General features: G+C 72.4%; 19 protein-coding genes. 13 read left to right on the top strand and 6 right to left on the bottom strand.

The genetic code is table 11. From position 1 onward, the window contains the following. Positions 1 to 104: 104 nt before the first annotated feature. The 4 genes from O7614_RS30775 (at position 105) to O7614_RS30760 (ending at position 3025) form a co-directional block, all read left to right on the top strand. Positions 105 to 314 carry a helix-turn-helix domain-containing protein gene (locus O7614_RS30775; RefSeq protein WP_007465625.1) on the top strand — a complete coding sequence of 70 codons (210 nt, stop codon included), beginning with the start codon at positions 105 to 107 and terminating at the stop codon, positions 312 to 314. 214 nt (positions 315 to 528) lie between these two features. After that, positions 529 to 630 (top strand): AURKAIP1/COX24 domain-containing protein, encoded by a 102-nt coding sequence (locus O7614_RS30770; RefSeq protein ID WP_007465623.1) that lies wholly within the window; start codon positions 529 to 531, stop codon positions 628 to 630. Between the two features lie 215 nt (positions 631 to 845). Further along, on the top strand, positions 846 to 1922 hold the full coding sequence (locus tag O7614_RS30765) for an NAD-dependent epimerase/dehydratase family protein (protein WP_278141856.1): 1077 nt from the start codon (positions 846 to 848) through the stop codon (positions 1920 to 1922). Between the two features lie 245 nt (positions 1923 to 2167). Continuing rightward, the gene (locus tag O7614_RS30760; RefSeq protein ID WP_278142434.1) at positions 2168 to 3025 is read left to right on the top strand and encodes a lysophospholipid acyltransferase family protein; all 858 of its coding nucleotides are present in this window, start codon (positions 2168 to 2170) and stop codon (positions 3023 to 3025) included. Between the two features lie 29 nt (positions 3026 to 3054). Here O7614_RS30760 and O7614_RS30755 read toward each other — a convergent pair whose 3' ends face one another. From O7614_RS30755 to O7614_RS30745, 3 genes are all read right to left on the bottom strand, one after another. After that, positions 3055 to 3924 (bottom strand): HAD-IB family hydrolase, encoded by an 870-nt coding sequence (locus O7614_RS30755; protein WP_278141855.1) that lies wholly within the window; start codon positions 3922 to 3924, stop codon positions 3055 to 3057. A 120-nt stretch (positions 3925 to 4044) separates the two neighbouring features. After that, positions 4045 to 4920 (bottom strand): DUF5667 domain-containing protein, encoded by an 876-nt coding sequence (locus tag O7614_RS30750; RefSeq protein ID WP_278141854.1) that lies wholly within the window; start codon positions 4918 to 4920, stop codon positions 4045 to 4047. Positions 4921 to 5201: 281 nt separating this feature from the next. After that, entirely contained in the window at positions 5202 to 6152 is a 951-nt protein-coding gene (locus tag O7614_RS30745) for an ECF subfamily RNA polymerase sigma factor, BldN family (RefSeq protein WP_278141853.1), read from the bottom strand. A gap of 586 nt (positions 6153 to 6738) precedes the next feature. On the opposite strand from O7614_RS30745, the gene O7614_RS30740 reads away from it, so the two are divergent. The 3 genes from O7614_RS30740 to O7614_RS30730 are packed head-to-tail and all read left to right on the top strand — an operon-like array spanning position 6739 to position 9292. Beyond that, the gene (locus O7614_RS30740; RefSeq protein WP_278141852.1) at positions 6739 to 8364 is read left to right on the top strand and encodes an AMP-binding protein; all 1626 of its coding nucleotides are present in this window, start codon (positions 6739 to 6741) and stop codon (positions 8362 to 8364) included. Further along, positions 8354 to 8608, top strand: a complete 255-nt coding sequence (locus O7614_RS30735) for a glutaredoxin family protein (RefSeq protein WP_030329740.1) — start codon at positions 8354 to 8356, stop codon at positions 8606 to 8608. Before O7614_RS30740 ends, O7614_RS30735 begins: the two co-directional genes overlap by 11 nt. Positions 8609 to 8629: 21 nt before the next feature. Then, complete coding sequence (locus O7614_RS30730) at positions 8630 to 9292, top strand: HAD hydrolase-like protein (RefSeq protein WP_278141851.1); 663 nt, start codon at positions 8630 to 8632, stop codon at positions 9290 to 9292. On the opposite strand, the gene O7614_RS30725 is transcribed toward O7614_RS30730, so the two are convergent. Next, complete coding sequence (locus O7614_RS30725) at positions 9273 to 9926, bottom strand: response regulator transcription factor (protein ID WP_278141850.1); 654 nt, start codon at positions 9924 to 9926, stop codon at positions 9273 to 9275. The two genes, O7614_RS30730 and O7614_RS30725, sit on opposite strands and share 20 nt — an antisense overlap. A gap of 49 nt (positions 9927 to 9975) precedes the next feature. Then, on the bottom strand, positions 9976 to 11280 hold the full coding sequence (locus O7614_RS30720) for a sensor histidine kinase (protein WP_278141849.1): 1305 nt from the start codon (positions 11278 to 11280) through the stop codon (positions 9976 to 9978). A 370-nt stretch (positions 11281 to 11650) separates the two neighbouring features. On the opposite strand from O7614_RS30720, the gene O7614_RS30715 reads away from it, so the two are divergent. The 6 genes from O7614_RS30715 (at position 11651) to O7614_RS30690 (ending at position 18565) form a co-directional block, all read left to right on the top strand. Then, complete coding sequence (locus O7614_RS30715; protein ID WP_278141848.1) at positions 11651 to 12421, top strand: redox-sensing transcriptional repressor Rex; 771 nt, start codon at positions 11651 to 11653, stop codon at positions 12419 to 12421. After that, positions 12418 to 13815 (top strand): glutamyl-tRNA reductase, encoded by a 1398-nt coding sequence (locus tag O7614_RS30710; RefSeq protein WP_278141847.1) that lies wholly within the window; start codon positions 12418 to 12420, stop codon positions 13813 to 13815. The genes O7614_RS30715 and O7614_RS30710 overlap by 4 nt, the downstream gene beginning before the upstream one ends. Further along, on the top strand, positions 13812 to 14807 hold the full coding sequence (hemC, locus tag O7614_RS30705; protein ID WP_278141846.1) for a hydroxymethylbilane synthase: 996 nt from the start codon (positions 13812 to 13814) through the stop codon (positions 14805 to 14807). The genes O7614_RS30710 and hemC overlap by 4 nt, the downstream gene beginning before the upstream one ends. Next, positions 14804 to 16384: a uroporphyrinogen-III synthase gene (locus tag O7614_RS30700; RefSeq protein WP_278141845.1), complete on the top strand. Its 1581-nt coding sequence runs from the start codon at positions 14804 to 14806 to the stop codon at positions 16382 to 16384. Before hemC ends, O7614_RS30700 begins: the two co-directional genes overlap by 4 nt. A gap of 20 nt (positions 16385 to 16404) precedes the next feature. Then, positions 16405 to 17388 (top strand): porphobilinogen synthase, encoded by a 984-nt coding sequence (gene hemB, locus O7614_RS30695; protein WP_278141844.1) that lies wholly within the window; start codon positions 16405 to 16407, stop codon positions 17386 to 17388. A 661-nt stretch (positions 17389 to 18049) separates the two neighbouring features. Further along, positions 18050 to 18565, top strand: coding sequence for a helix-turn-helix transcriptional regulator (locus O7614_RS30690; protein ID WP_278141843.1), 516 nt, complete (start codon positions 18050 to 18052; stop codon positions 18563 to 18565). 87 nt (positions 18566 to 18652) lie between these two features. Here the strand turns inward: O7614_RS30690 and O7614_RS30685 are convergent, their stop codons facing one another. Beyond that, complete coding sequence (locus tag O7614_RS30685; RefSeq protein ID WP_278141842.1) at positions 18653 to 21931, bottom strand: lamin tail domain-containing protein; 3279 nt, start codon at positions 21929 to 21931, stop codon at positions 18653 to 18655. Between the last annotated feature and the right edge of the window lie 72 nt (positions 21932 to 22003).

Raw genomic sequence — 22003 nt, 5'->3', positions numbered from 1 at the left:
GTCACAACCGCCCCGCTACCGTACTGGTAACACGCGCGTCGCCGGCCCGGCCCGGAGCATCCGTCGGGTTGGCACGCGCCGGGCATGGGATGGGTCGGTGAGCCATGGCCGGGTCGCAGTCCGACGGACGGCTGTCGGAGGTCAAGTTCCTGACCGTTGCTGAGGTGGCGACGGTCATGCGGGTGTCGAAGATGACGGTCTATCGCCTGGTGCACAGCGGTGAGCTCACCGCCGTCCGGGTCGGCCGCTCATTCCGGGTGCCCGAGCATGCGGTGCACGAATATCTCCGGGGTGCTTTTCAGGAGACCGCCTGAGCCACCGCCCCGCCCTCCGAGTGCCACCTAACCGGCATCGACGGGGGCGCGTTGGTCCGGCTGACGCTCTCCGGCTACCCTGGAGCCCGACCGAGACCCCACCGGTGCGCCCCGCCGCCCAGACTGGTCCGGTCCGTTGTCCGCAAGCGGTCGCCGTCGCCACCTGCGTGGTGTCATCCGGTCCGCCCCGCACGTTGTATCGAAAGGCTGTCGTATGGGCTCGGTGGTCAAGAAGCGCCGTAAGCGCATGGCTAAGAAGAAGCACCGCAAGCTGCTGCGCAAGACCCGCGTCCAGCGTCGCCGTCTCGGCAAGTGATCGCCGCCGGGCTCAGCGGATAGGCCGGCGGCGCATGGAGCGTCCCCGGCCCATCCGACCGGATAGGCCGGCGGCGCATGCTTCGCCGGAGCGCCCCGGCCCATCCGACCGCCCGGCGTTCGGCGTCACTTGCCTCACTGTCGATCCCCGGAGGCTCAGGTGATCAGGCCGTGGTCGTCCCGGCTCGGTCCTTCCTGCCGGGGTAGGTGTGTCAGATGACCCCCGGTGGCACCTCAGGTGCTCCGGGGGTCGTCGTCGTCACCGGGGTGGGCCGCTACCTGGGTGCGCACGTGGCGGCCCGGCTGGCCGCCGACCCCCGGATCGAACGGGTCATCGGGGTGGACGCACCGGATTCGGGCACCGAGTTCACCGACCTGCTGGACCGGGTCGAACGCATCCGCCTCGACAGCGACGCGCTCGGCGGCCTCCTCGCCGACCTGGACGTCGACGCGGTGGTACACCTCGCGCTGGTCAGCGCCCCGGACCAGCAGCACGGCGGTCGGTCGGCCATGAAGGACCAGAACGTCATCGGCACCATGCACCTGCTGGCCGCCTGCCAACGGGCACCCCGCCTGCGTAAGCTCGTGGTCCGGTCGTCGACCGCCGCGTACGGGGTCTCGTTCCGGGACCCGGCGGTCTTCACCGAGGAGACCGAGCCACGCGAGGTGCCGCGCGGCGGGTTCGGCCGCGACATCCTCGACCTCGAGGGGTACGTTCGCGGCTTTCGACGCCGCCGGCCCGACGTCACCGCGACGGTGCTGCGCTTCGCGCCGTTCATCGGCTCGACCGCTGACACCACACTGACCCGGTACTTCGCGCAGCCGTTCGTGCCGACCGTCTTCGGCCGTGACCCGCGCCTGCAGTTCCTGCACTTCGACGACGCGTTGGAGGTGCTGCACCGGTCGATCGTCGAGGACCATCCGGGCACCTACAACGTTGCCGGCCCGGGCGTGCTGTCGCTGTCGCAGGCGATCCGGCGGGCCGGCCGGGTGGCCGTGCCGGTGCTGGAACCGGGTCTGTCCGGTGCCGCCGCACTGGCCCGCACCATGGGCTTCGGCCGCTACGGCCTGGACCAGGTCGACCTCTTCGTGCACGGCCGGGTGGTCGACACCAGCCGGCTGGAGCAGGAGTACGGCTTCACGCCCCGCTCCACGGCCGAGGCGTTCGACGACTTCATCCGCGCACACCACGGCGGGGTGGTGGTCACCCGCGACCAGTTGGCCGTGGCCGAGCGGCTCGTCCGGGACGGCATCCGGCAGGTCCGCGCCGCAGTCCGCGAGCGCACACCATGACCGGGCCGACGGAGGGGCGTGACCCGCAGGGGGTCGGGCCTTTCGACGTACCGCAGCAGTCGTCCACGCCGGCCGCGGAGCCGGTGCGGAGTAACGGGCACCGGCCGGTGACGCGGGTCGCTCCGACCCCGACCCCGGCGTTGGCCGACGAGGCCGACACCGCCGCCACCGACGAGCCCGTCGCGGCGGACGCGAAGGCGGGCGACCCGGCGGAGGCCGGGACGTCGGGTGGCACCCAGCCGGCGGTGGTGGACCGGCCGGGGGACCACTGGGACCGCAAGGTCGCGAACGGGCTGGCGTTTCTGCGCCGACGGCTCTCCGGTGACTACGAGGTGGACGAGTTCGGCTTCGACTCGGAGTTGACCGACGCCGTCTTCCACCCGCTGCTGCGGCTGCTCTACCGGGACTGGTTCCGCACCGAGGTCAGTGGTGTGGAGCATGTGCCGGTCGACGGGCCCGCCCTGGTGGTCGGCAACCACTCGGGGACGGTCGCGCTGGACGCGTTGATCCTCTCGGCGGCGCTGCACGACAAGCACCCCGGGCACCGCTACCTACGGCTGCTCGGCGCTGACCTGGTCTTCCGAATGCCGGTGGTCTCCGAGATCGCCCGCAAGACCGGTGGCACGGTGGCCTGTAACCCGGACGCGGAGCGGTTGTTGGGCGGGGGTGACCTGGTCGGCGTGTTCCCCGAGGGCTTCAAGGGGATCGGCAAGCTCTACGCCGACCGGTACAAGCTGCAACGGTTCGGGCGGGGCGGTTTCGTCTCGGCGGCGCTGCGCACCGGCACGCCGATCGTGCCGGTCGCCATCGTGGGCGGCGAGGAGATCTACCCGATGCTCGCCGACATCAAGCCCTTGGCGCGGCTGCTCAAGCTGCCCTACTTCCCGGTCACGCCTACGTTCCCGTGGCTCGGGCCGTTGGGCATGGTGCCGCTGCCCAGCAAGTGGCTGATCGAGTTCTGCCCACCGATCCCCACCGCCCACCTGACCGACTCGGCGGACGACCCGCTGGTGGTGTTCAACCTCGCCGACCAGGTGCGGGAGACCATCCAGCAGACCGTGCACACGCTGCTGGAGCGACGGCCCGACCCGTTCGGCCCCTGAGCCGGCCGGCGCGGCGGCGGCACATGACGTCAACCGGCGCGGCGGCGGCGCTGCAGGGCCAGGCCGGCGGTGACCGCACCGGCGACCAGCCCGGCTGCCGCGGTCGACGGCACGGCGATCTTCACCGCCCGACGGCCGGTACGGAAGTCCCGCACCTCCCAGCCGTGCTGCCGGGCCTGCCGCAGCAGGCTGCCGTCCGGGTTGACGGCCACCGCCCTGCCCACCGCGGAGAGCATCGGCAGGTCGTTGGCGGAGTCGCTGTAGGCGGCGCAGCGAGTGAGGTCGAGCCCTTCCACCGCGGCGAGCTGGGTGACCGCCTCGGCCTTCGCCGGCCCGTGCATCAGGTCACCCACCAACCGCCCGGTGTACGCCCCGTCCACGACCTGAGCCACCGTGCCGATCGCACCGGTGAGCCCGAGCCGGGCGGCGATCACCCGGCCGATCTCCACCGGGGCGGCGCTGACCAGCCACACCCGCTGGCCGGCGTCGAGGTGACGTTGTGCGAGCTGGTGGGTGCCGGCCCAGATCCGGGGAGCCATCATCTCGTCGAAGATCTCTTCCGCGAGGCGCTCCACCTCGTCGACCCGCCAGCCCTGCACGAACGCCAGCGCGGCCTCCTTGGCCACCGACATGTCACCGGCGTGCTCCCGGGCCAGCAGCCGGAACCGGAGCTGTTGCCAGGCGAACCGGGCCAGGTCGCCGGTGGTGAGGTAGTTGCGGGAGGCGAGCCCACGGGCGAACCAGTAGATCGACGCGCCCTGCATCATGGTGTTGTCCACGTCGAAGAACGCCGCGGCCGTCGAATCCGGTGCGGTGGCCGGGGCCAGGTCGGTCTCCGCCCAGCCCGCAGTGTGCCCCTCGGCGTCGGTGCTGACCGTCACCTTACGGCTGCGCGCCACGCGACTCCCTTCCTCACCGGTACGACGGATGCTCCCCAGCGAGGGTATCCGCCGCGAACGGTCGACCGGCCGAGCACACAACGAACTGCGGCGCGGCCGGTCGGACGTGCGGTATAGGGGTCAGCGGGACCCGGGGCAGGCCTTCGGGTCGGGTCCGAGGGTGTCACTGGCGGTCGGGGCCGGAAGGCCGCAGGCGATTGCCGCGCGTAGTGCATCCGACCGTTCCCGGATGCTGTTCAGGAGAAGCAGCGACCGCTGGGTGCGTTCCCGGTCGGCGCGGGTGCTCCCGTCGAGCAGGCCGCTCACCGCGCGACGCTGGCTCGAGACGAAGGTGTTGAGGGTGTCCAGGCTGCCCGGCTCGGCCCGCTGCACGGCGGCGGAGGTGAGCAGGCGGACGCCCTGCCGGGTGTCGGCGTCCATGTCGTCGAGGACGGCGCTGTAGCCGACCCGGTCACCGCGCAGTTTGGCGGCCTCCCCGAGTCTGGTCCGGGCGAAGTCCAGGAAGAGTTGGCCGCGGCTGATGTCCGAGCTGGCCAGGGCGAGCTGGGCGCGTTCGGTCGAGCGCTTCATGCCATAGAGCGCGTCGCCGGGCACCGCGTTCTCACTGGCAGCGGAGATGCCGGAGACGGCGATGGCGCCGGCGGCGATGCCGACCAGGATCGCGCCCCGGGCTCGGGCCCGTCGTGCGGTGACGGCCGGTAGCAGCCGTCCGCGGGTTGTCGTGGCGGACGGTTCGCTGGCTGCCGGTGCGGTGCCCAGTCCTTCTCGTTCGGCCGTCGCGAGCAGCATCGCCCGTAGGCCGGTCCGGAATTCCGGGTCCACCTCGACAGCCGGGGGGTCGACGCTGAGCCGCTGGCCCACCGCGACGAGTGGCGCGAGTTGGCCGTCCACCCGGGATCGCACGTGGTGTCGCCGAGCGCCGTTGGCCTCGTCGAGAAGCTGCGCGAAGCGCTCGGCACGCCGACGGGAGAAGAGGATGTCGTCCACCGCAGGCACCTCCTCTCGCTGGTCACGGCCGGTCGGCCGCCGTCGTCGTTGCCAGCGACCGGGCGGCAGTGTGACACCACGGAGGTGAGGTGCCGCCGGCATGCCGGTGGGACCTCGGTGCCCGGGCCTGCCGGGACGTCCACCGGTCGCACCCGGAGAAACGCGGCGGACCGGGCACGGGTTACGGGCCAGGCGGGGCGGAAATTACACAAAGTGATGGTTGTCACCGGACTGCATCGGCTCTGACCTGCGCAGACATTGATCGACATCCGTCGGTTTCTGGAAACAACCTACGGTTGGAAGCCGTCCGGGAGGAGTCGGGCCAGAGCGCGAACCGCCCGATACTGGAGGGCCTTGATGGCACCCTCGTTCTTGCCCATGGCGCGGGCCGTCTCGGCGACCGAGAAGCCCTGGAGGAAGCGGAGCACGATGCACTCCTGCTGCTCCGGGTTGAGCTGCTTCACGGCGGTGAGCAGCGCGACGTTGGTGATGTGCTCCACCACCGCCGCCTCCGGGCTGCCTTCCGGGCCCCGGTCCTCCCGGTCGGCGTCGAGCACGTCGCCGGTGGTGACCTCCAGCCGGTACCGGCCCGACTTGAAGTGGTCCGCGACCAGGTTACGGGCGATCGTCACCAGCCAGGCGCCGAGGTCACGACCCTGCCAGGTGAAGCTGCCGATCCGCTTGAGGGCGCGCAGGAAGGTGTCCGAGGTGAGGTCCTCGGCGAGTTGGCGGTTGCCGACCCGGAAGTAGACGAACCGGAAGACGGTGTCCACGTACCGGTCGTAGATCAGGCCAAACGCCGCGGAGTCACCGGCCTGTGCCCGCTCGATCAGCGTCCAGACCTCGGTGGCCGGGTCGGACGGGTCCGGACGGCTCGGAAAGCCGGTCGGGGTGGTGGCGGTGGCCGGCACCGCCGGAATCACCGCTGTCTCACCCGCCGCCGGGTCGGTGGTCACCGCCGGTGTGTCGCTTCCCCGTCGACCCTGCGCGGGCAGTGGCCGGGCGGGTGCGCCGACCCGCCCGCCGGGCGGCTTGGCATTTCCGCCGGGCACCGCCGGCCGCGGTGTGGGTTCGTTGTGGTGTGGCCGGCTGCGGATCCGGTGTGCCGTGCCGTCGCCCCGCACGGCGGTGCCGTGTGGATCGTCCAGCGGGGAACGGGCCGTGGGCCGCTCGTTGACGTGCGAGCGAGCCGGCTGACCGGTCAGGCCGAGCGGGCGTTCCGCGTAACCGAAGGTGGTCACCGTGCTGCCCCCGCCCCGTCGGTCGCCGGGCGGGCCGGTCTGGGTCTCGTCGGGGCGGACCGACCGGATGACCGGTCGGGCAGGACTGTCATGGGAGTTGCCGACGGGCGGCAATTCCCCTGGAGGTGCTGGTCCAATGCGCTCACAGGCACGGGGGCCTCCTCGGGCTGAGGGGTGTCGACTCACGGCAAATGGGGTGACCCGACCCGAGTGATGATAGGGCCAACGTCACCCGCGCGTGGCAAGTCCGTTACACAAGGCGGAAGTATTTCCCGCTCCGTCGCACCAATGCCGGACCGGTTGTCCGTCGTGTGCGTTTGACTTTCCGTTCGCGCGCTGTTCCACGATGGATTACCTGCTCGGGGGCGTATTGGACGTTCGGTCGGCGCGCCGCGCCGGGTGGCCGCGCGGGCACGACCGAAGCGGGTGTGGACGGCGTCGTCCGTCCCATCGGCAGGACCTGATCCGATCGCCGGTGGCACACCGCGTAGTCCCGTCCACGGGACTCTCGCGGTGCCGCCGCCCGCGTGCGGCCCCACCCGTCGGGCGTGGCCTGTCGTCGCCCGCTGTGCCAGACTCGATCACCGTGCAGGACCTCTCGGTAAATCCCGAGCCGAACCTCGCCGACCGGGTCCGCCGGGCGGCTCAGGACCGCGGTGACCGGGCCGCGCTGCACTGGCGCGACCAGATGCTCAGCTGGTCCGACCTGGACGCCGCGGTGGACGCCGCCGCGCGTGGTCTGTCGGCCGCCGCGCCGCCCGCCGACCCCGGCGGTACGCCGCCACGCGTCGCGATCGCGCTGCCGAACACCATCGACTTCGTGGTCACCTGGCTCGGTGCCCTGCGCGCGGGGCTGGTCGCCGTGCCGGTCAACCCCGGCTTCACCGCACCGGAACTGCGGCACGTGTTGTCCGACTCCGGCGCGTCGGTCCTCGTCGGCACCGACCGGGTCCGGGGCCTGGTCGCCGACCTGGCCGACGAGCTGCCCTCGCTCGTCGCCGTACACCGCCGACCGCCGACCGCCGACGCGCCCGAACCGGCCCGCCCCCGCCGAGGCGGCACCGACCTGGCGGTACTCCTCTACACCTCCGGCACCGAGGGGCGACCCAAGGGGGCGATGCTCTCGCACCAGGCGTTGCTCGCCAACCACGAGCAGGTCGACGTGATCGAACCGCCGGTGGTCGGTCCGACGGACACTGTGCTGCTCGCGTTGCCGCTGTTCCACGCGTACGGGCTCAACTCGGGGCTCGGCGCGGTCGTCCACCACGGTGCGACCGGAGTGCTGCTCGACGAGCTGGGCCCGACCGCGGGGCTGGACGAGATCGCCCGGCACCGGGTCAGCGTGCTGGTCGGCGTACCGTCGATGTTCCTGACCTGGGCCGGTGCCGCCACAGTCCGCGCGGCGACCGCGTCGGTGCGGGTCGCGGTCTGCGGCGCGGCACCGCTGGAGCCCTCGGTCGCGGCGCAGTTCACCCACGTCACCGGACATCAGGTGCACATCGGGTACGGCCTCACCGAGACCGCCCCGGTGCTCACCTCCACCCTGATGGGTGGTGTGGCCAAGGCGGGCTCGATCGGCCGGCCCCTGCCCGGGGTGCGGTTGCGCCTGGTCGGTGCCGACGGGGTGGACCTGTGGCGCGACGGGCTGGCCGTCCCCGACGACGACCCGGACGAGCTGGACATCTCCGACATGACCCCGGGCACGGACCCGGGGCAGATCGTCGTGTGCGGCCCCAACCTCTTCGACGGCTACTGGCCCGACGGTCGGGGCGGGCCGGACGCCGACGGCTGGTGGGGCACCGGGGACATCGCCTACGCCGACGAGGACGGGGACCTCTTCCTGGTCGACCGGCTCGGCGAGCTGATCCTGGTCAACGGATTCAACGTCTATCCGCACGAGGTCGAACTGGTGCTCACCGGGCACCCCGGGGTGGCCGAGTCGGCGGTAGTGGGTGTGCCGCACCCACGGACCGGAGAGACTGTGCGGGCGTACGTGGTGCCGGCACCGGGGCGACCGGTGACCAGCGAGGAGCTGCTCGCCCACTGCGCACGGAACCTGGCCCGGTTCAAGTGCCCGACCGCCGTCGAGATCGTCGACGCCCTGCCCCACTCGGCGATCGGCAAGGTACGCAAGACCCAGCTCCGGTCGGTGCCCCCGGCCGGCCCGTCCGCACCCGCCGACACCCGCACGGAGGTACCCGATGGCCACTGACGCCCGGCTCGCCCTGATCACCCGACCCGGCTGTCACCTGTGCGACGACGCCAAGGCGGCGCTCGACCGGGTGGTGGCGGTCACCGGCGACAAGTGGGTCGAGTGGGACGTCACCGGTGACGAGGGCCTGGAGCGGGAGTACGGGGACCGGCTGCCGGTGGTGATGCTCGACGGCAAGGAGCACGGCTACTGGCGGGTCGAGGAGGACCGACTGCTGCGGGACCTGACCACCCCGCAGCTCTGAACGGTGCCTAGAGTGCTCTGAATGACCCCCGCGAACCCGCACCTCGTCTGGGACTGGAACGGCACCCTGCTCAACGACCTCAGCCTGGTGGTGTCCGCCACCAACGTCGTGTTCGCCAGCATCGGCGGGCCGACCGTCACCCTCGACGAGCACCGGGTGCGGTTCCGCCGGCCGATCGCCGAGTACTACGCCGAGGTGCTCGGGCAGGCCGTGGACGACGACGAGTTCGGCCGACTGGACCGGATCTTCCACGACGCGTACCGCACCGGGTTGACCACCTGCGAGCTGGCCGACGACGCGCGCACCGCGATGGCCGCGTGGCCCGGCAGTCAGAGTCTGCTCTCCATGTGGTTCCACGAGGAGCTGGTGCCGACCGTGCACACGTACGGGCTGACCGGCCACTTCACCCGGGTCGACGGGCTGCGGGCCACGGTCGGCGGCGACCGTAAGGCCGAGTCGCTCGAACGGCACCTCGCCGAGCTGGGCGTGGACGGCGCCTCGGTGGTGCTGATCGGTGACTCCATCGACGACGCGGACGCGGCGACCGCGGTGGGCGGCCGGGCGGTGCTCTACACCGGCGGGTTCACCGACCCGGCCCGGCTGCGCGCCTCCGGTCACCCGGTGGCCGACACCCTCACCGACGCGGTGACCCTGGCCCGGCAGGTCAGTTCCGCAGATAGGTGAGGACGGCCAGCACCCGACGGTGCTGCTCGGTGTCCGGCGGCAGGGTGAGCTTGGTGAAGATGTTGCGCACGTGCTTCTCCACCGCCCCGTCGCTGACCACGAGGGCGCGGGCGATGGCGGTGTTCGAACGTCCCTCCGCCATCAGCGCGAGCACCTCCCGCTCGCGTGGGGTCAGTTCGCTCAGCGGGTCGTCGCGGCGGCGTCGGGCGAAGAGCTGACCGACCACCTCCGGGTCGAGCACCGTGCCACCGCCCGCCACCCGGCGCAGCGCGTCCAGGAACTCGTCGATCGCGGCCACCCGGTCCTTGAGCAGGTAGCCGATCCCGCCGCCGGCGCCGCCGGTGGTGGCGAGCAGATCATCGGCGTACGAGACCTCGACGTACTGGGAGAGCACCAGGATCGGGGTACGCGGCACCAGCCGACGCGCCTCCACCGCCGCCCGCAGCCCCTCGTCGGTGTGCGACGGCGGCATCCGGACGTCGACGATCGACACGTCCGGACGGTGCTCCACCACTGCCTCGACCAGCGCGTCACCGTCCCCGACGGCGGCCACCACCTGGTGCCCGCTCTCGGTCAGCAGCCGAACCAGCCCTTCCCGGAGCAGAACGGCGTCGTCGGCGATCACGATGCGCATGGCTGTGTTGTCTACCACGTCGAACCCGTTCGCGGCGGTCTCCAACGGCTCACAGGGGGAGCTCGGCGCGGATCTCGGTGGGTCCGCCGGCCGGGCTGACCACCACGAGTTCACCGCCGGCGGCCCGCACCCGGTCGGCGATCCCGGCCAACCCGTGACCCTTGGCGAGGTGTGCGCCGCCCTGCCCGTCGTCGCCCACCCGCACCTGGAGGTGGGTGCCGTGCCGGGCGACGGCCACCGTGGCCTCGGTAGCCCGGGCGTGCTTGGCGACGTTGGTCAGCGCCTCGGACACCACGAAGTACGCGGTGTTCTCCACCGCCGGGTCGAGCCGCCCGGCCGGGGTGCCGAGCTGCGGGTCCACCTGGAGCTCGATCGGGATCAGCCCGCGGCCGGCGATCGCGGCCAGCGCACTGGGCAGGCCCCGGTCGACCAGGATCGGCGGCGCGATGCCCCGGGACAGCGCCCGCAGCTCGGCCAGCGTGTCCCGGGTCTGGGTGACCGCCTCGTCGATGGTCCGGCCGGCCGCCTCCGGGTCGGAGGCGAGCTGGATCCGGGCCCGGCTGAGGTCCATCGCCAGCCGGACCAGGCGCTGCTGGGGGCCGTCGTGGATGTCGCGTTCCAACCGGCGCAGCGCGGAAGCCTCGGCGGACACGGCGGCCCGCTTCTGCTCCTCCAGCACGGTGATCCGGTCCCGCATCTCGGCCACGCCGGTCAGCATGGCCTTGGCGAAGCTGGCCTGGAGCAGGGCGCAGCCCCGCACCACGATCGGCAGGGTGATCAGGAAGAACACCCCCAGTGCGGTGTACAGGCCGATCCGGGCGGTGGTCGAGTCGCCCAGCCCGAGCAGCTGCGCCAGATCCGGGTCACCCTCACCGTCTGCGCGGGGCAGGGCCCAGTCGTAGGCCCAGTAGAGCGAGCCGGCGACGGCGGCGGCCCACCACGCCAGGGCCACCACGAAGGTGCCCACCGCCGCGATCACCCGCAGGATGCCGTGCGCCAGGTCGAGCCAGGACTGGGCGTCCCGCATCGGCACGAAGATCCGCCGCCAGGCGTTCGCGCCCCCCTCGGGCAGGCGGTAGTGCGGCCGGATCCGGGGCTGGTGCAGCACCGCGGGCAGCCGCAGCCGCTCGATGTCGGCCAGCCCGCGGGCCGCGTACAGGGTCCCGCTGAGGATCGGCAGGCCGATCACCGTGACCACCAGACCGATGCCGACCGCCAGGCCGACGATGAGGACGACGAAGCTGGCCACCGCCAGGGGCAGACCGAGCAGCACGTACCCGGAGTCGACGAAGAGTTGGCGGGGGATGCTCGGTGCCAGCGTCGGTCGGTCGCTGGTGGCGGCAACGGCGGTCATGCCAAAAGGCTAGGCACCCGGGCCGCCCGTCCCCATCCCGAAGCCCTGCCTCTCCTCCGTAGTGCTGCCCCTACCACCTGCGGGACGGCCCTCGGAAGGCTCGGCGCGGGATTGGTCAGAGAAGTCGGGATTGAGCAATAATCGCCCGGGCGGCGCGCGTGGATACCCGTCCGATCGATCTTGCGGAATGGAGGTGCTGGTGAGGTTGCGTGGCGCAGCGGCAAGATCGCGATTTGTGCACGTCTTCACAAGCGCCTACGCTGTGACTCCGACGCGCCCTGCTAGCACAGCCGGCAACCTCGGTCGCCAGCGGGAGTCCATAAGCGGCCGACCAGCGGAGTTGGCCGAGGATCGCACCGCACGGAGTCTCATGAGTCAGCACCGTCACCCAGGCGCGCCCGGCCGTGCCGGTGCCGTACCAGCGCTCCCGGACCTGCCCGAGGCGACCGTCGCCCGGCTCCCGGAATACCTGCGCGCGCTGCACAACCTCGCCGACACCGGTCACGAGACGGTCTCCAGCGAGGGCCTCTCCGCCGCCGCCGGGGTCAACCCCGCAAAGCTCCGCAAGGACCTCTCCCACCTCGGCTCGTACGGCACCCGGGGCGTGGGTTACGACGTCGCGCTCCTGATCGAGCAGATCGAGTACGTGCTCGGGCTCACCCAACGCCGGGCGGTCGCCCTGGTCGGCGTGGGTAATCTCGGTCACGCCCTGGCCGGCTACGACGGCTTCGCCAGCCGGGGCTTCCGGATCGCCGCACTGCTCGACGCCGATCCCTCCCGGGTCGGTGAGGAGATCAACGGCCTGGTGGTCCGGCATGTCGACGACCTACCCACTGTCGCCGCGGAGGAATCCCTCGCGATCGGCGTGATCGCCACTCCGGCCGCCGCCGCCCAGCAGGTTGCCGACCAACTGGTCGCCGTGGGCGTGACGAGCATCCTCAACTTCGCGCCGTGCGTACTCTCGGTTCCGGAGGGGGTCGACGTGCGCAAGGTCGACCTCGCCATCGAGCTGCAGATTCTGTCCTTCCACGAGCACCGCAAGGCGTCGCTGACCGCGCTGCCCGCCACCGGCGGGTCCGCTCTCACCGCCCTGCCGGGCGGGTTCGCGGCCACCGACACCCAGGAGGCGATCGGCACGTGAAACTGCTCGTCGTCGGCGCGTCCTACCGGACCGCCCCGGTCGCCACGCTGGAGCAGCTGGCCGTGCCCCCCGCCGACCTGACCCGCACCCTGGACCGCCTGATCGCCCAGCCGTACGTCTCCGAGGCGGTGATCGTCTCCACCTGCAACCGGGTGGAGGTCTACGCCGCCGTGTCCGGTTTCCACGGTGGGCTCGGCGACGTCTGCGCCGTCCTGGCCGACCAGGCCGGCAGCGCGCCGGCGGCGCTCGCCAGTCACCTGTACGTGCACTACGACACCGCCGCCGTGGACCACGTCTTCCGCGTCGCCACCGGCCTGGACTCGATGGTCGTCGGCGAGGCGCAGATCCTCGGGCAGTTGCGTGACGCGTACCACTGGGCCACCGGCGCCGACTCGGCCGGCCGCCTGCTGCACGAGCTGATGCAGCAGGCACTGCGGGTCGGCAAGCGGGCCCACGCCGAGACCGGCATCGACCGGGCCGGCCAGAGCGTCGTCACCGCCGCGTTGGAATTGGCCGCCGGGCACCTCGACGGCGACCTCGTCGGCCGCCCGGCCCTGGTGGTCGGCGCCGGTGCGATGGGCTCGCTCGGAGTGGCCACGCTGTCCCGGTTGGGCGCCGGCCCGCTCACCGTCAGCAATCGGGGTGCGGACCGGGCCGTCCGGCTCGCCGAGTCGTACGGGGCGAGTGCCGCGCCGATGACCGAGCTGGCCGACACCCTTTCCACAGTGGACATCGTAGTGGCCGCCACCGCGTCCACCGAACCCGTCCTCACCCGGGCGTTGGTCAGCGCGGCGCTGACCGAACGGGACCCGGCCCGGGGCCCGCTGGTCCTGCTCGACCTGGCCGTCCCGCGCGACGTCGAGGAGGGTGTCGCCGAACTGCCCGGCGTCGAGGTGATCGACATCGACCGGATGGCGGCACTGCTCGCCGACGGCCCGGCCGCCGCCGACGCCGCCGCCGTGGAACGAATCGTGCTGAGCGAGGTGGAGGGTTTCCTCACCTGGTTGCGCGGCGCCGACGTGGCACCCACCGTGGCCGCGCTGCGCGGTCGGGCCGACGACGTCGTCACCGCCGAGCTGCGCCGGCTCGCCCAGCGTCGCCCCGAGCTCGACGACGACCTGCGCGCCGAGGTGGCCCGCACTGTGCACCGCGTCGTGCAGCGGCTGCTGCACCAGCCCACCGTCAAGGTCCGCCAGTTGGCCGCCGAGCCCGGCGGCGACCAGTACGCGGCCCTGCTGCGTGAACTGTTCGACCTGGAGGTCCCGCAGACCTCACCGGTGGACACCGTTCCGGACGTGCTGACCCCCGACCTCGGCCTGCCGCTGCCCGGCAACGACCCGATGCTCCGGGCCGACACCGCCGAGCCGACCCCGCCCACCGGAGGTGCGCGATGACCGCCCCCCTGCGCCTCGGCACGCGCGGCAGCGCCCTGGCCATGGCCCAGTCCGGCCAGGTCGCCGAAGCGTTGACCGCCGCCACCGGCCGCCCAGTCGAGCTGGTCGAGGTCGTCACGGCGGGCGACCGCTCCAGCGCGCCGGTGCACCGGCTCGGCGTCGGAGTGTTCGTGTCCGCGCTGCGCGACGCCCTGACCGCCAGGACCATCGACTTCGCCGTGCACTCCTACAAGGACCTGCCCACCGCTGCCGCCGGCGGGCTGCACATCGCGGCGGTGCCGGCCCGGCAGGACCCGCGCGACGCGTTGGTCGCCCGCGACGGCCGGACGCTCGCCGAGCTGCCGCCCGGGGCCACCGTCGGCACCGGCGCGCTGCGCCGGATCGCCCAGTTGCACGCCCTCGGCCTGCAACTGGAGGTCACCCCGATCCGCGGCAACGTGGACACCCGACTGGCGCGGGTGCTCGGCCCCGACGCCGACCTCGACGCCGTCGTCCTGGCCCGGGCCGGCCTGGCCCGACTCGGCCGGCTCGACGTGATCACCGAATCGCTGGACCCGATGCTGATGCTGCCCGCGCCCGCCCAGGGTGCGCTGGCCGTGGAGTGCCGGGTCGACGACCAGGACCTGGTCGAGCTGCTCGCGGTGCTCGACCACGCACCGTCGCGTGCCGCGGTCACCGCGGAACGCGCGTTTCTGGCAACCCTGGAGGCCGGGTGCAGCGCACCCGTCGCCGCCTATGCCGTCCTCGCCGAAGGCGAGCCAGCCGACTCCGCCGCCGAAGGCGAGACCGGCGATGAGATCTACCTGCGCGGGGCGGTGATCAGCCCGGACGGCACTCGTGACCTCCGGCTGTCCCGCACCGGAACGCCCGCCGACGCGGCGGAGATCGGTAAGGCACTCGCCGCCGAACTCCTCGACCTCGGCGCCGACTCGATCCTCGGCCACGAAGGACACACCGGCCCGGGGACCCAGCAATTTGGGAGCACAGAATGACCCGCACCCGTAAGCCCGTCGGCCGTATCGCGTTCGTCGGGGCTGGCCCCGGTGACCCGGGCCTGCTGACCCGTCGGGCCCACGACGCCCTGGTCGACGCCGACCAGGTGATCTACGACCGGGGAGTCCCGGAGTCGTTGCTCGCCGTCGTTCGCGCCGAGGCCTCCGACGATGCCGAGTTCACCCCGGCCGAGGGCGCGCCGGGGGACGTGGCGAAGGTGCTGATCTCCGCGGCCCGTTCCGGGTTGAACGCGGTGCACCTGGTCGCTGGTGACCCGTTCGGCCACGACTCGGTGGTCAAGGAGGTGCAGGCGGTGGCCCGCACCGCCGCCCACTTCGAGGTGGTGCCCGGCGTCGGCCAGGCCGAGGGTGTGGCCACCTACGCCGGTGTTCCGCTGCCGGGTGTGCGTACGGCCGCCGACGTCGAGGACGTCAGCGCACTGGACTTCGAGGCGCTGGCCACGGCCGTCGGCCGGGGTTCGCTCGCGCTCGCCGTGGACGCCGGTGACCTCGCCGCGGTCCGGGACGGGCTGCTCGCCGCCGGGGTCGACGGCACCACCGGCGTCGGCGTGACCGGTGACGGCACCGGCGAGACCCAGTACACGACCACGTCGACCGTGGACAGCTTCGTGGCCGCCGCGCTCGGCTTCACCGGTCGGGTGGTACTCACCGTCGGTGTCGGGGTGGGCCAGCGGGACAAGCTGAGCTGGTGGGAGAACCGCCCGCTGTACGGCTGGAAGGTGCTCGTACCCCGCACCAAGGAGCAGGCCGGCGCGATGAGTGCCCGACTGCGCGCGTACGGCGCGATCCCGTGCGAGGTGCCGACCATCGCGGTCGAGCCGCCGCGTACCCCGGCGCAGATGGAGCGGGCCGTCAAGGGCCTGGTCGACGGCCGGTACGCCTGGGTGATCTTCACGTCGGTGAACGCGGTCCGCGCGGTGTGGGAGAAGTTCGCCGAGCACGGCCTGGACGCCCGGCACTTCGGCGGCGTCAAGATCGCCTGCATCGGTGAGGCCACGGCGGACGCGGTCCGCGCGTTCGGCATCCAGCCGGAGCTGATCCCCGCCGGGGACCAGTCCTCCGAGGGGCTGCTGGCCGAGTTCTCCCCGCACGACGAGGTCCTCGACCCGGTGGGCCGGGTGCTGCTGCCGCGCGCCGACATCGCCACCGAGACGCTCGCCGCCGGGCTCACCGAGCGCGGCTGGGAGGTCGACGACGTGACCGCGTACCGGACGGTGCGCGCCGCGCCGCCGCCCGCCGAGATCCGGGACGCGATCAAGTCGGGCGGGTTCGACGCGGTGCTCTTCACCTCGTCCTCCACCGTGCGCAACCTGGTCGGTATCGCCGGGAAGCCACACGCCCGGACCGTTGTTGCCGTCATCGGGCCCAAGACGGCGGAGACCGCGACGGAGTTCGGGCTGCGGGTCGACGTCCAGCCGCCGCACGCCTCGGTGCCCGACCTGGTGGAGGCGCTGGCCGCCTACGCCGTCGAGCTGCGCGAGAAGCTGGCCGCCATGCCGGCCAAGCAGCGCCGCGGTTCGAAGGTGCAGGGCCCGACCGCTCTGCGCTTCCGGTAGTCGTTCGAGGAGGCCCTTCCATGTCGTACCCCGAGATCCGGCCCCGCCGGCTGCGCCGCACCCCGGCGATCCGCCGGCTGGTGTCCGAGACCCGGGTCGACCCGGCCGAGTTGGTCGTGCCGATGTTCGTCAAGGAGGGGCTGAGCGAGCCCCGGGCCATCGGGTCGCTCCCGGGAGTGCTCCAGCACTCCCGGGACTCGCTGCGCAAGGCGGCGGTCGAGGCGGTCCAGGCCGGTGTCGGCGGGATCATGCTCTTCGGTGTGCCGGAGCGACGGGACCCGACCGGCTCCGGCGGCATCGACCCGAACGGCATCCTCAACGTCGCGATCCGCGACGTGGTGGCCGAGGTGGGCGACGCCACGGTGGTGATGAGCGACCTGTGCCTCGACGAGTTCACCTCGCACGGGCACTGCGGGCTGCTCACCGGAGACGGTGAGGTCGACAACGACGCCACCTTGGCCGCGTACGCCGAGATGGCGGTGGCCCAGGCCGCCGCCGGGGTCGGCATGGTCGGGCCGTCCGGGATGATGGACGGCCAGGTCGGCGTGGTACGCAAGGCGCTCGACGCCGCGGGGCACCAGGACGTCTCGGTGCTGGCGTACGCGGTCAAGTACGCATCCGCCTTCTACGGCCCGTTCCGGGAGGCGGTGGAGTCCGCGCTGGAGGGCGACCGACGCACCTACCAGCAGGACCCGGCCAACCTGCGCGAGTCGCTGCGCGAGGTCGCGCTCGACGTCGCCGAGGGCGCCGATCTGGTGATGGTCAAGCCGGCGCTGCCCTACCTCGACGTGGTGTCGGCGGTGCGGGCCGCGGTGGACGTCCCGGTCGCCGCCTACCAGGTCTCCGGCGAGTACGCGATGGTCGAGGCCGCCGCCGCTAACGGCTGGATCGACCGGGAGCGCGTGATGTTGGAGACGCTCACCTCGATCAAGCGGGCCGGCGCGCAGGTCATCCTCACCTACTGGGCCGTCGAAGCCGCCCAGCTCCTGCGCGAGCGTTACTGACCCCCGCCCTGGCCTTGGCCTTGGCCCTGGCCCTGGCCACGCCGCTTCCGCTTCCGCTTGCGTGCCGGGCCGTACCGGCGGGGCCGTGTTCCAAGCTGTCCTGACTGTCGCCCCTCGCGTGGGCGGGCAAGCGGGCGGGTGCGGAGCGATGGGGCGGGGGCACCCAGGCGCACCGACCCGTGGACAGACCGCCCCACGGACCAGTCGGTCGTGCCAGCCCAGGTCCTCTCGCCCTCTTTCGGCCTGCGGATCCGTCACGCCCATGCGCGTGAGCCGTCGGCTGCTTCGCCTACCCAGCGTGACCATCTCAGGCGACCCGCCCGTCCCCTCGTTCCCCCTTTGCTGTGCACCCCTCACGGCGACGCCTACGGTCCGTTAGCGGTGCATATTGAACTGCACAGCAAAGGGGGCGGCGTGGGGGTTGGGGGTCTGGTGGCCGGGGTCGGGTCTTAGCTGGTCCGGCGGTTGTCGGCTGCGGCCTGCCGGGTCGACCGGACGAGGCGGCGTGAGATCCGTGACGCAGTGTAGCGACGGCCTCTCACGGGTGCCGTGAGCACGGCCAGTAATCGGCGGCGGCATGCGTTATCCACAGGTCAGCTCGTTGTCCACAGGTGCGGCAGGCGGGATTGCGGCCGGCGCCGCCGGGCGGGACGGTGACGGCATGAGCGATTCGTCAGCCCCAGCCGAGCCGGTCCTCCTCACCGAACCGTCCGACGTGCCCTGGCCGGCAGCCGGTATCGTCCGCGCGGTCCGCCGCCGCGCTGACCTGAGCCAGCGCGAGCTGGCCCGCTGGGCGGGCGTGCACCACGCCACCATCGGCCGGATCGAGGCCGGCCGGATGGTGCCGAGCATCGTTCTGCTCCGGCGCATCATCGCGGTGGTGGGCTGCCGGCTGGCCGTGGTGGACGAGTTCGGCCGGGTGCTGAAACCGATGCGGGACTGGCAGGACACCCGCAACGGCGCGGAGCGCCGCTACCCGTCGCACCTGGACACCATCCTCGACCCCGAGCTGGGCGAGTGGTGGGCGGACATCTACGGGCTGGCCCGCCCGCCGGAGACGTTCTACCGCGACAGGGCGGTTCGAGACGCGATGCGGCGGCGCAGCCAGTGGGAGGTGCGGGTGGCGCAACACCGGCACCTGCCCCGACCACCCTGGCCACCGCGCGGAGTGCTCTGACCTCGGCGCGAGCGTGCTCTGACCTCGGCACGAACGAGGCCCGTCGATCCGGCGCGGATCGACGGGCCTCGTCGGGATCGTTCGACGTCAGTCGTCGTTGGTGATCGTGCCGACCGCGAGCGGGTCGGCCAGCCGCAGGCCGGGCACGCCGGCCACCAGCAGCGTCAACCTCTCGTCCGCCTCCCGTTTGCGGTCACCCCGCACCGTCACCGGGAAGGCCACCGACGTCTGCCCGGCGGCCAGCACCTTGCAGCCGGCGTACGGGTCGAAGTCGGAGCCCGCCTGTGCCGTGAGGCCGACGGTGGCGGCGCAGAGCAGCACCGGCTGGGACAGCGGCCGGGACACCGTGGCGGTGAAGGTGAGCTGCTTGGTGCCCTGGTCGCCCTCGACCACCGTGGCGTCGGCGACGGTCAGCGACGCCCGGGACCGGAACCGGGCCACCTGCGGGTCGTGGTCGCTGGAACCCCGCGACCCGTCGCCGGTGAACTCCGCCGGCCAGTCGGCGTTGACGTGTGCCGCCCGCACCTGCACCAGGTCGGCGTGGAGCGCGTCGTTGACGAACAGGTGGTCGAGCGTCTGCGCCTGCCCCTCGAAGCTGTACGAGTAGGCGGACGACGGCACGTCCGTCACCAGGTCGTCCCACAGGTTGTGCAGGCCGGCCTCGTAGAGCGGTGCGAGCTGGTCCGAGGGCGTGGGCTCGCTGCCCGTCGCGATGGGATCGTCCGGGCGGGGGAAGACGTTCAGGTCCCCGCCGTAGACCACCCGGGCCGTCCGGTCGGCCGCCTCGATCGCGGTGACGATCGCCGCGCCGTAACGCGCCTGCTCCCGCCGCTGCCCGACCCGACTGTCCGGGCCGGAGGAGTAGTGGTTGCTGAGCGCGTACAGGGTGAACCGCTCCGCCGAGCCGGGCGCGGCGGCCACCGTGAACCTGCCCAGTTGGGGAGCGCGGGTGAAGACGTTGTTCCCGTCCCGACCCGTCGAGGTGTCCACGTCCGAGGGCAGCACCGCGTTCAGGGCCTTCGGGTTCTGCACGTCGGCGTTGCTCGGCAACCCCGCCGAGCGGTACTGGACGGTTGGTGCCGAGCCCAGCAGCGGGTCGGTCGCCGTCGCGGCGGCCAGCGACAACCGGTCCGTGCGGTAGAGGAAGGCGGCGGTGATACCGCGGGCGTCCGCGCCGGTCCGGTCGTAGGCGGCGGCGTACGCCGGCCCGCCGGCTGCCGCCACGGTGAGCGCCAACTCCTGGACGCTGTCCGGCGCACCGTCCGCGTCGTTGGTGTCGCCGCAGCTCAGCGCAGTGCCGGAGACCGTGCAGATGTCCTGGTCCTCGGCTTCCTGCACCAGGATCAGGTCCGGGGCGTGCAGATCCTTGACGATCTGGTCGGCGAGCGCGGCCAACTGCTGCCGGTACTCCGCCTCGCTGCCCGGCACGTAGTCGAACGGCGGGGTGACCCCTGTGCAACCGGCGTTACCCGCGAAGTCACAGCCGTCGAACGGGTCGTCCCGGTAGTCGTACAGGTTCTCCACGTTGTAGGTGGCGACCGCCACCTCCTGCGACCGGTCGGCCGGCTTCGGCGGGTTGTTCTTCGACGGGTCGGCACCGGCGTCGAACTCGGCACGTTCGACCTGGACGCCGTACTTCTCGAACGAGTAGTAGACGCCGCCCACCGCGTCCGCGCGCAGCGTGTCGAAGGTGTGCGCCGGCGGGAGCAGCGCGGTGCTGTCCCCGGCGGTGGCCTTCACACCCATGCTGCCGAGCAGCGTCCGCTGGCCGTTGCCGTCGTCGAAGCGGCGGGTCGGGTCGTTGTCCAGCGGGTGCGAATCACGGAAGACCCGCCGGGTGTACGGGTCGGCGCGGTCCAGCAGTGGGTCGTCCCGATCGACCACCCACAGCTCGGCGTCGGCGGTGGACGAGAACACGTCCCGTCCGCTGACCGCGCCACTGCCCGCGCGTACCCGCATCCGGGTGCCCTCGTGCCGTTCCCAGAAACGCTGTGCGTCGGTCAGCTCGACCGGTGGCACCGCGTCGGTGACCGCGACCGTGGTGTCCACGGCCAGGCCACCGGCGATCCGGCGGACCAGAGAGGCGCCGGAGAGCTGGGTGAGGTTGTAGTACTCCGACACCCGGGCCCGCAGCACGACCTCGTCACCGACTGTGGGCACGTAACCACCGATCAGCGAGGTGAACGTGCCCATGAACACGAAGATGCCGTCGGAGCTGGTCGGATCGCCGTCGGTGTCGCCGGTACGGCTCTGCAGGAAAAAGCCGTGCTGCTCCGCCCCGGCCGAGGTGCGCGCAAGGGTCAACTGGGTGATCACGCCTCGTACGTCGTACAGCGTGCTGCTCGTGCCGTTGCCGCTCGCCGGTGCGAGCGGTGACCGGTCGGTCGGACCGGACTCGGCGTCGGTGGTCGGACCCTGCACCTCGCCGACTGTCAACTCCCGGGTCACCTGCACGGTCAGCGCGCAGGTGGCGGTGCCGCCGCCCGCGTCGGTAGCGGTGAGAGTGACGGTGTACGCCCCGGCGGCGAGATCGGCACTCGCGCTGACCGTGGCGCGGGCGGTGCCGCCCAGCCCTTCTGCGGGGGTGAACGCGGTGCGGGTGACCGAGCCGGTGGACGGGGCGGGGCTGACCGCGGTCACCGCCAGGTCGACGATCGTGTCGTCGGGGTCGATGGCGGTGACCTCGCGGGTCGCGGCCGTGCCGGTCGCGGTGACCAGTGGGCCGCCGCAGGTCAGCGTGGCCGGCGCGTCGACCGGGCCGCCACCCTCGACGGTGTGCGTGCCGAGCCCGTCGAAGGTGTCGACCGGGAAACCGGTCCACTGCGCGGCCGGGTCGAACGCGTCCGACGGGTCGGTGTCGCCGACGGCCACGGTCGGCAGTCGACGCAGGGTGTTGTCCGCGGTGCTGGTCGTGCCGGCACCCCACTCGGTGCCCGGGTCGACCCCCACCTGCCCGATCGAGTCGAGCACTGTGGTGCCCCGACGCAGCACTATCGCGTCGTCACCGTTGAACAGGCTCGCCCCGGTGGTCTGGTCGGCCTGGGCGAGGATGGCGGCCCCGGCCGAGGCGCTGGCGAAGACGAACGCGTCACCCGCGGCCACGCTGCCGGTCAGCGCGATCGTGGTGGCCGTGGTGGAGCCGTTGAAGAACATCTGGAGCTGGTAGCCGCCGGCCGTCAGGTCGACGGCGGCACCCGTGCCGTTGAACAGCTCGATCGCCTTGTTGTTCGACGAACCTTCGACGTACTCCGAGATGAACAGGTCGGTGGGCGCGGCGCTGGCCGCGGTGGGTGCGACGCCGAGCGCCGTGATGGTCACGGCGGCGGTGGCGGTCGCGAGCGCGACGAATGAGCGGCGCGGGCGCATAGGGCCTCCACGATGGGTGGATGGGAGTCAACGCACGTTAAGGTGCGCGACTGTCCACCGTCCATCCCCTAG

Source organism: Micromonospora sp. WMMD961 (genome assembly GCF_029626145.1).
GTDB lineage: Bacteria > Actinomycetota > Actinomycetes > Mycobacteriales > Micromonosporaceae > Micromonospora.
This window is presented reverse-complemented; position numbering and strand designations above follow the sequence as displayed.

What these genes read in the sequence shown, in the direction of transcription:
- O7614_RS30720 (WP_278141849.1), bottom strand. Translation starts at nt 11,280, where the DNA reads ATGACCGCCGTTGCCGCCACCAGCGACCGACCGACGCTGGCACCGAGC.
- O7614_RS30690 (WP_278141843.1), top strand. Translation starts at nt 18,050, where the DNA reads ATGAGCGATTCGTCAGCCCCAGCCGAGCCGGTCCTCCTCACCGAACCG.
- O7614_RS30685 (WP_278141842.1), bottom strand. Translation starts at nt 21,931, where the DNA reads ATGCGCCCGCGCCGCTCATTCGTCGCGCTCGCGACCGCCACCGCCGCC.
- O7614_RS30730 (WP_278141851.1), top strand. Translation starts at nt 8,630, where the DNA reads ATGACCCCCGCGAACCCGCACCTCGTCTGGGACTGGAACGGCACCCTG.
- O7614_RS30725 (WP_278141850.1), bottom strand. Translation starts at nt 9,926, where the DNA reads ATGCGCATCGTGATCGCCGACGACGCCGTTCTGCTCCGGGAAGGGCTG.
- O7614_RS30770 (WP_007465623.1), top strand. Translation starts at nt 529, where the DNA reads ATGGGCTCGGTGGTCAAGAAGCGCCGTAAGCGCATGGCTAAGAAGAAG.
- O7614_RS30735 (WP_030329740.1), top strand. Translation starts at nt 8,354, where the DNA reads ATGGCCACTGACGCCCGGCTCGCCCTGATCACCCGACCCGGCTGTCAC.
- O7614_RS30775 (WP_007465625.1), top strand. Translation starts at nt 105, where the DNA reads ATGGCCGGGTCGCAGTCCGACGGACGGCTGTCGGAGGTCAAGTTCCTG.
- O7614_RS30700 (WP_278141845.1), top strand. Translation starts at nt 14,804, where the DNA reads ATGACCCGCACCCGTAAGCCCGTCGGCCGTATCGCGTTCGTCGGGGCT.
- O7614_RS30715 (WP_278141848.1), top strand. Translation starts at nt 11,651, where the DNA reads ATGAGTCAGCACCGTCACCCAGGCGCGCCCGGCCGTGCCGGTGCCGTA.
- hemB (WP_278141844.1), top strand. Translation starts at nt 16,405, where the DNA reads ATGTCGTACCCCGAGATCCGGCCCCGCCGGCTGCGCCGCACCCCGGCG.
- O7614_RS30765 (WP_278141856.1), top strand. Translation starts at nt 846, where the DNA reads ATGACCCCCGGTGGCACCTCAGGTGCTCCGGGGGTCGTCGTCGTCACC.
- hemC (WP_278141846.1), top strand. Translation starts at nt 13,812, where the DNA reads ATGACCGCCCCCCTGCGCCTCGGCACGCGCGGCAGCGCCCTGGCCATG.